Annotated in this window: 8 protein-coding genes, 3 tRNA genes and 3 rRNA genes; 10 read left to right on the plus strand and 4 right to left on the minus strand. The window is 48.2% G+C overall.

Features of this window, described 5'->3' with window-relative positions; translation table 11 throughout:
• Positions 1-19: 19 nt before the first annotated feature.
• Both ALIPUT_RS08685 and ALIPUT_RS08690 read left to right on the plus strand, forming a co-directional pair.
• Positions 20-343 carry a hypothetical protein gene (locus ALIPUT_RS08685; protein ID WP_004329514.1) on the plus strand — a complete coding sequence of 108 codons (324 nt, stop codon included), beginning with the start codon at positions 20-22 and terminating at the stop codon, positions 341-343.
• Positions 344-414: 71 nt separating this feature from the next.
• On the plus strand, positions 415-978 hold the full coding sequence (locus ALIPUT_RS08690; RefSeq protein WP_004329515.1) for a hypothetical protein: 564 nt from the start codon (positions 415-417) through the stop codon (positions 976-978).
• A gap of 94 nt (positions 979-1,072) precedes the next feature.
• On the opposite strand, the gene hpf is transcribed toward ALIPUT_RS08690, so the two are convergent.
• The 4 genes from hpf to ALIPUT_RS08710 form a co-directional block, all read right to left on the minus strand.
• Positions 1,073-1,369 (minus strand): ribosome hibernation-promoting factor, HPF/YfiA family, encoded by a 297-nt coding sequence (gene hpf, locus ALIPUT_RS08695; protein WP_004329516.1) that lies wholly within the window; start codon positions 1,367-1,369, stop codon positions 1,073-1,075.
• 50 nt (positions 1,370-1,419) lie between these two features.
• Positions 1,420-2,349 carry a tyrosine-type recombinase/integrase gene (locus tag ALIPUT_RS08700; protein ID WP_004329517.1) on the minus strand — a complete coding sequence of 310 codons (930 nt, stop codon included), beginning with the start codon at positions 2,347-2,349 and terminating at the stop codon, positions 1,420-1,422.
• A gap of 206 nt (positions 2,350-2,555) precedes the next feature.
• Positions 2,556-2,640, minus strand: a tRNA-Leu gene (locus ALIPUT_RS08705).
• Positions 2,641-2,717: 77 nt separating this feature from the next.
• The gene (locus ALIPUT_RS08710; RefSeq protein ID WP_004329521.1) at positions 2,718-3,326 is read right to left on the minus strand and encodes a signal peptidase II; all 609 of its coding nucleotides are present in this window, start codon (positions 3,324-3,326) and stop codon (positions 2,718-2,720) included.
• A 248-nt stretch (positions 3,327-3,574) separates the two neighbouring features.
• Between ALIPUT_RS08710 and ALIPUT_RS08715 the strand changes: the two genes are divergently transcribed.
• The 8 genes from ALIPUT_RS08715 to ALIPUT_RS12805 all read left to right on the plus strand — a co-directional run.
• Positions 3,575-5,542 carry a S8 family serine peptidase gene (locus ALIPUT_RS08715; RefSeq protein ID WP_040293732.1) on the plus strand — a complete coding sequence of 656 codons (1,968 nt, stop codon included), beginning with the start codon at positions 3,575-3,577 and terminating at the stop codon, positions 5,540-5,542.
• Positions 5,543-6,264: 722 nt separating this feature from the next.
• Positions 6,265-7,791 (plus strand): 16S ribosomal RNA (locus ALIPUT_RS08720).
• A gap of 93 nt (positions 7,792-7,884) precedes the next feature.
• Positions 7,885-7,958 (plus strand) — tRNA-Ile (locus tag ALIPUT_RS08725).
• Between the two features lie 11 nt (positions 7,959-7,969).
• Positions 7,970-8,043: transfer RNA gene (locus ALIPUT_RS08730), tRNA-Ala, on the plus strand.
• 93 nt (positions 8,044-8,136) lie between these two features.
• Positions 8,137-11,010: ribosomal RNA gene (locus tag ALIPUT_RS08735) — 23S ribosomal RNA — on the plus strand.
• A 108-nt stretch (positions 11,011-11,118) separates the two neighbouring features.
• Positions 11,119-11,232 (plus strand): 5S ribosomal RNA (gene rrf, locus ALIPUT_RS08740).
• The 16S, 23S and 5S rRNA genes sit together here with 2 tRNA genes alongside, the layout of an rRNA operon.
• A gap of 365 nt (positions 11,233-11,597) precedes the next feature.
• Entirely contained in the window at positions 11,598-12,797 is a 1,200-nt protein-coding gene (locus ALIPUT_RS08745) for a PDZ domain-containing protein (RefSeq protein WP_004328857.1), read from the plus strand.
• A 214-nt stretch (positions 12,798-13,011) separates the two neighbouring features.
• A partial coding sequence (locus tag ALIPUT_RS12805; RefSeq protein WP_004329525.1) for a CatA-like O-acetyltransferase occupies positions 13,012-13,143 on the plus strand: 132 nt, incomplete at its 3' end.

Genomic DNA, 13,143 nt, shown 5'->3' on the forward strand with positions numbered 1-13,143 from the left:
CCTGAAATAAGAAAAAACTATGGAACAGAAAAACGAACAATCGGTTTATGAAGTAATGACCAAGTATGCCGGAGAGGTGATTGCGGAGATGGCGGGTGAAATTTTTACGACCCGCAATTTTATCGAGGCATTTGTCGATAAACATGAAATTATCTATGTCGAGTTATTATTTGCGGCCTATAAAAACGATCGGTCGCGTGTATTTCATCGGGTTCATTCCCAAATCGGAGCGTATTTGTCCGAGAATCAGGAGAAACTCGACATAAAGAAGACACGACGGTTGATGACTCGTAATCCGTTCGGACGGGAGAATGAAGTGCAGGAGTGGCGGAAGAAGGAGTGATTTTAGTGAAATAGTGGGTGTTTTAGGCTTGAAGCAGGCTTCTAATTAAATTGCTAAAAGTGTTTAATACGATGGATGCTTTTGTGGAAATTTTACTTGGGTTAACACTTGCGGGAATAGTTGTGTTACTTGTATGGCGGAGGCACTTGAAGAAGAAAAAGGATAATATGCGAAAGGAATCCTTGTCAAACGATGAATGTGCGTCGGCGGTTGATTTGACTTTATTTCCGGAGGTAAAAGATAATTCCGAAGAGTCGTTGTTGATCCATTGTCCTGCTTGCGGATTGGAGGTGTCGCGTTATGCTCCGACATGTCCCCGATGCGGACATTCGATTTACTTGATAAGGCCTCTCCAACAGGAAACGGTGATAAAGGTTATTCCGACGGATCAGAGGAAACCCGAATCGACCCGGGAAACCACTGGATGTCTCTCTTCTTTTTTCGGTTATGTTTCTTTGGTAGTAGGAGCCGTTTTGTTTAATTTTATCGGTTATTTTATCGTTCTCGTTATTTTAACCCTTTGTGGGGTATTTAGTTTCGGAGAAGCGGTGTTTTTATTGCTCGTTGGAATTGTGTTGGCTTTTCTGTTTTGGCCGCTTGTCGCGTCATTTGCATTGCTGAATTTTCTCGATTGATATAATACGATGGAATTTTACGGATAAAATGAGGTGAATAAATGCATAGCGGCGACCTTTTAAGGTCGCCGCTATGCATTACCATAACATTATTCTATTTTTCGAGCCGGCCCTTGTACTTGTCGATCTGGCGTTTGAGCGCTTCGATCGAGAGATCGACCGCCTCCTCGAAACTTTTGCCCCGGCTCTCGGCCACCAGGTCGTCTCCCGGAATATGGAGGTTGATCGTGGCGACTTTATTTCCGAGTTCGTGGTCTTTATCCAGTTTCAATATGACGTCGGCTCCGATAGCCCGTTCGACAAAACGGTCGAGTTTGTCCATTTTGTGCTCTACGAATTCGACCAACTTCCTGTCGGCGTCGAATTTTACGGATTGAATTTGTACGTTCATAATACTATGTTTTATAAGGTTCGTTATCTGCGGAACTGTGCTCCGGCCGATCAATTCTGTTGTTTTGTTTGCTCCGCTCCGTTTTTCTCGCGCGGGTGAGCTTTGGAATAGATCTTCTGCAACTTGGCGATGCTGTTGTGCGTATAGACCTGCGTCGCCTGCAGGGACGCATGTCCGAGCAATTCTTGTATCGCCCTCATGTCGGCGCCGTTGTTGAGCAATTCGGTGGCGAAGGTGTGCCGGAGTACGTGCGGACTCTTTTTGCCCTGAACGCCGCCCTGTCGCAATTGGCTCTGTACGGTCCGATAGACGGTGCTGCGGGAGATTCGTTTTCCTTGCTGATTTAAAAATAGTGCTTTTTCTTTAGAAATGCAAATTCCCTGCCGGTCAATTTCGTCCAAATAGTGCAAAATTTTTTCCCGGACGGGCGGCAGGATCGGGACGATACGCTCTTTATCGCCCTTGCCACGGACTTTGAGTGCGGTATAGTCGCCCGAGAAATCGTCGCGGTCGATACCTACGAGTTCCGCAAGCCGCAGTCCGCAACTGTAAAACAGGAGAACGATGAGCGAATTTCGGACAAATTTGAATTCCGGACTTTCGCTCTCCCGGTCCAGTTCGTCGAGAATCCCCTCCATGCGTGTCGAGGGAACGAATGCCGGGATTCGCCGGGAGGTTTTCAGTGCGTGGATGCGGTACATGACCTCTTTGTCGATTCGCCCCGTACGGTGGAGGTAACGGAAGAAACTCCGCAGGGAGGAGAGCTCCCGGTTCATCGAGGCGGCTCCCAGATGTTTTGTTTCCGTACGGTGCACGATCCATTCGCGGACGTCTTCCACGGTGATTCGCCGGGGATCGAAATCCGCTTCCGGAACATCGAGCCACTCAAGGAAGTTTGTCACGTCACGGCGGTAATTCTGCACCGTCAATGGGGAAAAGCGGCGGACCGTCGCTAAGTATTGCAGAAATTCTTGGAGCATGAAACAAAGATACTGTTTTTCTGTCGCATTTATAGAACGCGATCGGAGAAGAAATGCGTACGGACCCAATGGGAAAATTTTGTCATCCGGAAAAGAGGAGCGTCGTCGGACAGTGCGAAGGGGTGTGTCGGAGTATTGCGTTCGTCAGGGATGACGCCTTGTATGGAAAAAGCAAAACCCCGTCAGAGGAAACTCTGACGGGGTTCTGGTGCCCAGGACAGGAGTCGAACCTGCACGCCTCTCGACACACGCACCTGAAACGTGCGCGTCTACCAATTCCGCCACCTGGGCATCATGGAATTACGGTGTGCAAAAGTAATACTTTTTTCTTAAATGCAAATATTTTGGGGCGATTTTTTCGAAAAAAACTACTTGTTGAAGTATTTATAGTGAAAAATCAGCAGATAAACCACGGCTACCGAGATATAAGCATCGGCCAGGTTGAAAACTGCACCGAAGAAGTAGTTGCGGCTATCGACCAGGAAATCGAGGAATCCGGGAACGCTGTTCCACTGAAAGAGCGGAAAGTAGAACATATCCACGACTTTGCCCATCATGAATCCTGCGTAGTGGCCTCCGAAATGGGCGACCGTGTCGGGTGTGGAGGCCGAGAAGATCAGCCCGTAAAAGGCGCTGTCGATGATGTTGCCGATCGCTCCGGCCAGAATCAGCCCGAATCCGATCAACACTCCTTTGGGCGCTTTTTTGCGCATGAAATGGCGAATCAGCCAGATCAGTGCGACGACCATGCCGATCCGGAAAAGACCTAAAAGCAGCTTGCCCCAGTCCATCGTTCCCGGCGTGGCGATGTGCATGCCGAAGGCCGCACCTTTGTTTTCGATGAAGTAGAGCTGAAACCAGTCCGGGATGAGTATGATGGCCTCTCCCAGAGTCATGTGGGTTTTCACCCATATCTTGAGGGCCTGATCGAGGATCAGCAGCAGAATGACAAGGAGTGTGAGTTTTTTTCCGTTCATGACGCTTGTTTTGGATAGGGGCAAATTTACTTAAAAAAATCGGTTCTTGACAAAAAAGATAGTTTGCGGGTTTCGATTATTCGTATTTCCTAAAAAAATACTTACCTTTAATGGCTGAATTTGCCATCTTATAGTATCTGCCGTGTGAAAATCCATTCGGGATATTTTTGAAATCCTATTCGAAATGAAGTGGAAAATGGATGGCGGGTTCTGAGAGCAGGATTGTTGAATGTATTAATTTAATGGTTATGAAAAAAGTTTATTGGACTCTTGTCGCAATTTTCGTTGCGGCCGCTTTAGGTGGATGTGTAAATGATCCGACCGAAATGGAGAATGCGCCGGACATGAGCGCCGGAAGTCGTAAAATTCTTACCTCGGCGGAAGCGGAGGCGGGTGAGTTACTTGTGAAATTTTCGAAGGAGTCGATCGCTGCTGTCGAGGCGGGAGTGACGCGTTCCGAATCTACGCGTACGGGTATTCAACCTTTTGATGCGGCTCTGAAAGAAATTAGTGCCGTATCCGTTGAGCGGGTAATCCCTGTGGTTGAGCAACATGAGGCCGACGCTCGGGCTTCGGGGTTGCACCGTTGGTATCGGGTGAGGTTCAACGATCAGGTGTCGCTGGACGAAGCAGCTCGCAAATTGGCCGCTGTCGAAGATGTAGAGGTTGTTCAATATGACGGATATGTTGCCCGGAATTTTACGGAAATGTCGGCTGTACCTTATAATAATGTATGGAGTTCGGATCGGGACCAAATTAATACGCGTAGCGGAGAAACTCCCAAATTCAACGATCCGATGTTGAATAAGCAGTGGCATTATAAGAATACGGGAGATGAAACGCTGGTGAGTCCTATTAAGGAGGGATGCGATATCAATGTCGAACCCGCATGGGAATTTTGTACGGGCGATCCTTCGATCATCGTCGCCGTCATGGATGAGGGGGTAATGTATAAGCATGAGGACCTTGCAGCCAATATGTGGGTCAATCAGGCGGAATTGAACGGTCAGAAGGGAGTGGATGACGACGGTAACGGATATGTCGATGACGTCTATGGCTATAATTTTGCCAAAGACCAAGGGGATATAACGTGGACGGATCCCGAGGATAGCGGTCATGGAACGCATGTGGCGGGGACGATCTCTGCCGTGAACAACAATGGTATCGGCGTCTGCGGTATCGCGGGCGGCAGCGGAAACAACGACGGGGTGAAGATTATGTCTATTCAAATTTTTGCCGGACGGTATCAGAGTACGATAAGCCGGAATGTTGATGCGATCTATTATGCAACCAGTATGGGGGCTTCTATCCTGCAGTGCAGTTGGGGGTTGATGAGTGGTGCGATCAATTCGGATGAACAGTATTTGGACGAAAGAAGTATTGAAGCCAATGCGTTCGCCCATTTTATTAATACGAAACGTCCGGGTAGTCCGCTCAACGGCGGTATTATCATTTTTGCGGCTGGTAATGAAGCAGGAGCCTGTGGTTATCCTGCGGCATATCCTTCGGTGGTTTGTGTGACTTCGCTCAGTACGGATTTTACGCCTTCGGTCTTTACGAATTACGGGATGCCGGCAGATATTGCTGCGCCGGGCGGTGATCTGTATTATCACAAAAATCTCAGTGATGCCGGTCAGGTTCTTTCGACGGTTCTGAAATTGGATGGTATGTATGCCTACATGTCCGGCACGTCGATGTCCTGCCCGCATGTTTCCGGTGTCGCGGCCTTGGGTCTTTCGTATGCCAAACAGTTGGGTAAGACGTTCGAACCGGATGAGTTCCGTGATATGGTACTGGCTTCGGTGAACGATTTGGATCCGTATCTGACCGGTGTCAAGAAACATAACAACGGTACGATGAACCTAGTCGAGTATAAGGGGAAAATGGGTTCGGGTATGATCGACGCCTACAAGATGCTGATGGCTGTACGGGGTACTCCGGCGATCACGGTCGAGCAGGACAAGCCGACGACGATTTCGCTGTCGAAATATTACGGGGATGTTACTGCACTTTCTTGTATGCTGGAGGTGAGCGATGCGGTGAAAGATAAGTTGGGGCTTACGTTCACTGTCGAGGGTAACAATGCTACGATTACTTGCTCAAAGCAGAGCGCCGGTCTTGTGACGGTTAAGAGCTCTGTCGGTGGAACGTCGATGAGCCGCGAGGTTGCGATCATTTGCCGTGCGAAGGCGGCTTCGAACGGCGGTTGGCTGTAAGCCTCTCGTTGATTGAAAAATGGCGGAGCGACTGTATGGTCGCTCCGTTTTTTTTGATTATATATTCAAAATGCAACCGGCTCTGTGCTGGGCCGACTGCGATGTATGCTTCGACCTTTCCTCGATGCTCCCTTCTTGAAGATTGAGGTAGAACCGAATAACGGCCTGTGGGTTGTGGGTTATCGTTGAAATCGAAAATATTTCAATGTATCGGTATCCGACGGTTGCTTATTCGCCGCATGCGGCTATGTGTGTAATTCGACTCTCCCTAAATTTTTCTTCGGAGGGAATTTGTCCGTTATACTTTCAATGAGGGACACAAGCGGATATAATTATATCTATTATAAATAGGTATCTGGATGTAAATGGAGAAAAATTACATTTTTCGATATAAAAATCATTAAAACATTTGCAGATTCCAAAATAATCCCTACCTTTGCATCCGCATTTGAGAAAAACAGTTGCTCGAATAGAAGTTTAATCCGGTTTTCGGATGACGGAGCAAAAAAGGAAAATGCAAAAGTTCTTGAAAAAAGATTTGGTGGATTGAAAAAGATTACATATCTTTGCAGTCCGAAACGTGATGGAAAATCACGGCTCTTTTTGAGATTGGTTCTTTGAATTACTGGTAATATTGAGAGAAAAAGAAATGTAGTATTTATCTGTCAAATTCCTTTAAGGAAATTAAGTAGTCAGGACTCTAACAAAACATTATTCTTTATACAATGGAGAGTTTGATCCTGGCTCAGGATGAACGCTAGCGGCAGGCTTAACACATGCAAGTCGAGGGGCAGCATAATGGATAGCAATATCTATGGTGGCGACCGGCGCACGGGTGCGTAACGCGTATGCAACCTACCTTTAACAGGGGGATAACACTGAGAAATTGGTACTAATACCCCATAATATCATAGAAGGCATCTTTTATGGTTGAAAATTCCGATGGTTAGAGATGGGCATGCGTTGTATTAGCTAGTTGGTGGGGTAACGGCTCACCAAGGCGACGATACATAGGGGGACTGAGAGGTTAACCCCCCACACTGGTACTGAGACACGGACCAGACTCCTACGGGAGGCAGCAGTGAGGAATATTGGTCAATGGACGCAAGTCTGAACCAGCCATGCCGCGTGCAGGATGACGGCTCTATGAGTTGTAAACTGCTTTTGTACGAGGGTAAACGCAGATACGTGTATCTGTCTGAAAGTATCGTACGAATAAGGATCGGCTAACTCCGTGCCAGCAGCCGCGGTAATACGGAGGATTCAAGCGTTATCCGGATTTATTGGGTTTAAAGGGTGCGTAGGCGGTTTGATAAGTTAGAGGTGAAATTTCGGGGCTCAACCCTGAACGTGCCTCTAATACTGTTGAGCTAGAGAGTAGTTGCGGTAGGCGGAATGTATGGTGTAGCGGTGAAATGCTTAGAGATCATACAGAACACCGATTGCGAAGGCAGCTTACCAAACTATATCTGACGTTGAGGCACGAAAGCGTGGGGAGCAAACAGGATTAGATACCCTGGTAGTCCACGCAGTAAACGATGATAACTCGTTGTCGGCGATACACAGTCGGTGACTAAGCGAAAGCGATAAGTTATCCACCTGGGGAGTACGTTCGCAAGAATGAAACTCAAAGGAATTGACGGGGGCCCGCACAAGCGGAGGAACATGTGGTTTAATTCGATGATACGCGAGGAACCTTACCCGGGCTTGAAAGTTAGCGACGATTCTTGAAAGAGGATTTCCCTTCGGGGCGCGAAACTAGGTGCTGCATGGTTGTCGTCAGCTCGTGCCGTGAGGTGTCGGGTTAAGTCCCATAACGAGCGCAACCCCTACCGTTAGTTGCCATCAGGTGAAGCTGGGCACTCTGGCGGGACTGCCGGTGTAAGCCGAGAGGAAGGTGGGGATGACGTCAAATCAGCACGGCCCTTACGTCCGGGGCTACACACGTGTTACAATGGTAGGTACAGAGGGCAGCTACCCAGCGATGGGATGCGAATCTCGAAAGCCTATCTCAGTTCGGATTGGAGGCTGAAACCCGCCTCCATGAAGTTGGATTCGCTAGTAATCGCGCATCAGCCATGGCGCGGTGAATACGTTCCCGGGCCTTGTACACACCGCCCGTCAAGCCATGGGAGCCGGGGGTGCCTGAAGTTCGTGACCGCAAGGAGCGACCTAGGGCAAAACTGGTGACTGGGGCTAAGTCGTAACAAGGTAGCCGTACCGGAAGGTGCGGCTGGAACACCTCCTTTCTGGAGAGTATGATTACTTAACGACAGATTGATCTGCGTTCTTTTCTCTCGAATACCGGTGATTTTTTTATAGAGTGGAGTTTCCCGCGATATAGTCCCGTAGCTCAGTTGGTTAGAGCACTACACTGATAATGTAGGGGTCTGCGGTTCAAGTCCGCACGGGACTACACAAAAGCTTGGGGGATTAGCTCAGTTGGCTAGAGCACCTGCTTTGCAAGCAGGGGGTCAAGGGTTCGACTCCCTTATCCTCCACTCGGATTGAAGCGATTCAATCATCGTTCATTGACACGATTAAGGAGATGAGATATAGGCTATGCGTATACAATAGGGTATGCATAGCGGAAAAAGAAAGTAAGTAAGGGCGTATGGGGGATGCCTAGGCTCTTGGAGGCTAAGAAGGACGTGGTAAGCTGCGAAAAGCTGCGGGGATTTGCAAACGAGACTCGATCCGCAGATATCCGAATGGGACAACCCGGCAGGTAGAAGACCTGTCACACCGCGAGGTGAGCTAACCCTCTGAACTGAAACATCTAAGTAGGAGGAGGAAAAGAAAGAAACATCGATTTCCAAAGTAGCGGCGAGCGAAATGGAAGAAGCCCAAACCGATATTGTTACGGCAATATCGGGGTTGTAGGACTGCAATATTCAATTAACAATGAACTGGAATGGTCTGGAAAGTCCATCCATAGAGAGTGAAAGGCTCGTACAGGTAAGTTTGTTATGCGAAAGCAGTATCCTGAGTATGGCGGGACACGAGGAATCCTGTCAGAATCAGCCGGGACCACCCGGTAAGGCTAAATACTCCCAAGAGACCGATAGTGGACCAGTACTGTGAAGGAAAGGTGAAAAGAACCCCGAACAGGGGAGTGAAATAGAACCTGAAACCATACGCTTACAACCGGTCGGAGCAGCTTCGTGCTGTGACGGCGTGCCTATTGAATAATGAGCCTACGAGTTACTAATCACTAGCGAGGTTAAGTGCAAGGATGCACGGAGCCGAAGCGAAAGCGAGTCTGAACAGGGCGTTTAGTTAGTGGTTGTAGACGCGAAACCTTGCGATCTACCCTTGAGCAGGTTGAAGGTTGGGTAAAACCAACTGGAGGACCGAACGAATAAGCGTTGAAAAGCTTCTCGATGACTTGAGGGTAGGGGTGAAAGGCTAATCAAGCTGGGAAATAGCTCGTACTCCCCGAAATGCCTTTTGGGGCAGCGTTGTAATAAAGAGTCTACTGGAGGTAGAGCTACTGATTGGATGCGGGGGCTTCACCGCCTACCAAATCCTGACAAACTCCGAATGCCAGTAGTATGATTTACAGCAGTGAGTGACTGGGTGCTAATGTCCAGTCGCAAAAGAGGAACAACTCAGACCAGCAACTAAGGTCCCGAAGAATATGCTAAGTTGATCTAACGATGTTTTGTTGCAGAGACAGCTAGGATGTTAGCTTGGAAGCAGCTATTCATTCAAAGAGTGCGTAACAGCTCACTAGTCGAGCGACAGAGCGTGGATAATAAACGGGCATCAAGCATATCACCGAAGTTCTGGGCGCGAGAGCGCGGTAGGGGAGCATTCCATTCAGCGTCGAAGCAGTTTCGTGAGGAATTGTGGAGCGTATGGAAAAGCAAATGTAGGCATGAGTAACGATAATGCGGGAGAGTAACCCGCACACCGCAAGACCAAGGTTTCCTGATCAACGCTAATCGGATCAGGGTTAGTCGGGTCCTAAGGGTAAGCCGAACGGCGATCTCGATGGATAATCGGTTAATATTCCGATACTAACATATACCTCGATGGAGAGACGAAGGAACGTAAGTGCCGCCACCTGACGGAATAGGTGGTTAAAGGGCGTAGGTATAGGGGCAGATTAAGAGTTAGTCCTTGCTGAAACCTGACAGTACAGAGAGCCTACGGGCAATTTGATAGAGCACCCAAGTCGACTTCCGAGAAAATCTTCTAAGTTATAGTATATGTTACCCGTACCGTAAACCGACACAGGTGGTCGAGGAGAGTATCCTAAGGTGCTCGAGTGAATCACGGTTAAGGAACTAGGCAAATTAACCCCGTAACTTCGGGAAAAGGGGTCCCTATGAAAGTAGGGCGCAGCGAAGAGGTCCAGGCGACTGTTTATCAAAAACACAGGGCTCTGCAAATTCGAAAGAAGACGTATAGGGCCTGACACCTGCCCGGTGCTGGAAGGTTAAGAGGGGATGTCATCGCAAGAGAAGCATTGAATCGAAGCCCCAGTAAACGGCGGCCGTAACTATAACGGTCCTAAGGTAGCGAAATTCCTTGTCGGGTAAGTTCCGACCTGCACGAATGGTGTAACGATCTGGACACTGTCTCAACCGTGAGCTCGGTGAAATTGTAGTCCCGGTGATGATGCCGGGTACCCGCAACGGGACGAAAAGACCCCGTGAACCTTTACTATAGCTTAACGCTGAATTTGGGTACACAATGTGTAGGATAGGCCGGAGGCTTTGAAGCGGGCACGCCAGTGTTCGTGGAGCCGACGTTGAAATACGGCCCTTTGTGTATTTGAGTTCTAACCCTGCGAAGGGGACACCGTTTGGTGGGTAGTTTGACTGGGGTGGTCGCCTCCAAAAGCGTAACGGAGGCTTCCCAAGGTACCCTCAGCACGAATGGTAACCGTGCGCGGAGTGCAATAGCATAAGGGTGCTTGACTGTGAGACATACAAGTCGACCAGGTACGAAAGTAGGGTATAGTGATCCGGTGGTTCTGCGTGGACTGGCCATCGCTCAAAGGATAAAAGGTACTCCGGGGATAACAGGCTGATCGCCGCCAAGAGCTCATATCGACGCGGCGGTTTGGCACCTCGATGTCGGCTCGTCACATCCTGGGGCTGGAGAAGGTCCCAAGGGTTCGGCTGTTCGCCGATTAAAGTGGCACGCGAGCTGGGTTCAGAACGTCGTGAGACAGTTCGGTCTCTATCTGTTGCGGGCGTAGGAAGATTGAGGGGTCCTGACTTTAGTACGAGAGGACCGAGTTGGACGAACCTCCGGTGTATCGGTTATGCTGCCAAGTGTACTGCCGAGTAGCCGCGTTCGGTCTGGATAAGCGCTGAAAGCATCTAAGCGCGAAGCCATCCCCAAGATAAGTCTTCCCTTGAGGGGCGTAGGAGACTACTACGTTGATAGGCTGCAGGTGTAAAGACAGCAATGTCAAAGCCGAGCAGTACTAATTACCCGATAGGCTTTCTTTTTCGAATCTTTATCTCATCTCCTGTACGTGTCAAATTTACCGGATGCGACGGATTATATATCGAAAAGATATATTCGCATAGTTCCGATATATTGGAGCAAAAGTTCTTTTAGGTGGTTATAGCAGTGAGGTTCCACCTCTTCCCATTCCGAACAGAGAAGTTAAGCTCACTAACGCCGATGGTACTGCGCTACGCGCGTGGGAGAGTAGGTAGCCGCCTCTTCAAGCCGGATCCTGAACAAGGGTCCGGCTTTCTTTTTGTTCGCGGGCTTGCGTGTCCCTTCCCCTCGTGCGGTTGGCTCTCAGCGGCAGAGCCTGCCAAGGAGGGTTATGTCGGTTTAGAGGTTGATATTTTGTGCCTGGAGGTTGGCGTGGGCATACGCTTTACAGCACGTATTCGTAGTGGGGGGCGGTTTATAAACGCAGCCAAAAGCCGGGAATGATGGCGCCCGAAACCGAAATCCTGTTAATGAGCTGAATATCGTTTGAAAAATAGAGAGAATTCGTTAAATTGTCTTGAAATAAAATCAATATAGCGTTTCTTAGATGGGGCCATTTAGCGATAGATGCTGAAAAATAGATTCGGTTATGAAGAAAATATTTTGTTTAGTTTGTTTTTTCTTGGCTTTATTTTCGTTGAAAAGCATTGCTGACGTTCCTGAGGGAGCTATTCCGTTTGTTTTCGACGGACATCTGTATCTGCAATCGACCTTGAATGATACTATTCCCGTTACCCTTATTTACGATACCGGAGCTGACTTTCTCTATCTCGACGAAGATTATTTGAAACTCAATCATCTGCAAAACGCTTTCGGACGAAAAGGTAAGGCAACAATGGGAGGTGCGGGGAATGGCGAGCCTGAACGCATAGACATATTCATCGATCCGATTACAGTCCATTGCGGGGCGAGGGAATACCAAAACGAGATTACACCTATAATTAAGTTGCGTGATCTCCTCGGGAGGCACACTGACGGCTTGTTAGGTAATACTCATCTATTGATGAATCCTCTGGAAATCAATTTCAGCGAGAGCTATTTGCGCCAGTTAAAAGGACCGTTGTTAGCTGAACAGCTCGATAATTATGTAAAACTCGACGCTCGATTCGAGGATAACCGTATCGATGTAAAGGCGACGCTGCAAATCGACGATGAAAATAGCCTGGAGGGTTGGTTTAGAATGGATTTAGGGTGCGGCTCCACGATTATTCTCACGAATGAAACGGCGTCTGCATTTAATTTTATGGATGTGCCGAAGGCATATTTTTGCACACAGGCCGGAGGTATCGGCGGCGGTTCTGAGGAGGTTACGATAAGGGCTGCAAAATTCTTTATGGCCGATACGCTCGAAAATCTCGTGATAGATTACTCGCTCAATGAAAAGGGGGCATTATCGTCGGACAGACCCTATATAGGTATAATAGGTAATGAAATCTGGTCGCTCTACGACATTGTTTTGGATCCGGTAAGTTCTTCTGTATGGGTTAAACGCAATGAGAATCAGGGTACCTACGCCCAATCGTCGGTGACGCATATGGCTACTGTTGACCGTACGGATATTTGCGGTGGCTGGATTGTCAATGGCCTATATAAAGGAGGAGTCGCGGAGCAAGCCGGTATCGAAATCGGTGATATAATTGTAGCCATAAATAATCGTCCTGTCAAAGAAATAACCTGGGAAGAGCAACGAAAAGGTTTGGAACTTCAGGGAGAAACTACATATACCGTTCAAAAACCCGACGGTCAAATCGTTTCCTATACTTTGTTTATTGGTAAACAGATTATCTGACCCAACTATATCCCATATAGTCCGGAGTTTGCTGTTTCCAAAAAAATTGTGGAAAGGACGAGTATATGTCGATATGGAATCGGGACCGAGGACGATCGGTAAAGATGCCGCTCGCTGCCACGGGCCGGTTTGAATGTATGATCCATATTATTCGCCGAAAAACTCGCGGATAATTCCGTATGTTTTGTAAGTTTGGGGATAATTATGTGCGACTATGAAACATCCGGTAGATATTGATAATTGGAATCGTCGGGAGAACTATCTTTTTTTCCGGGATTTCGCCAATCCTTATTACAGTGTTACATCGCAGGTCGATGTAACGGAAGAATCCACCACAGTGCGAGAG

The organism is Alistipes putredinis DSM 17216, assembly GCF_000154465.1.
Taxonomy (GTDB): Bacteria; Bacteroidota; Bacteroidia; order Bacteroidales; family Rikenellaceae; genus Alistipes; species Alistipes putredinis.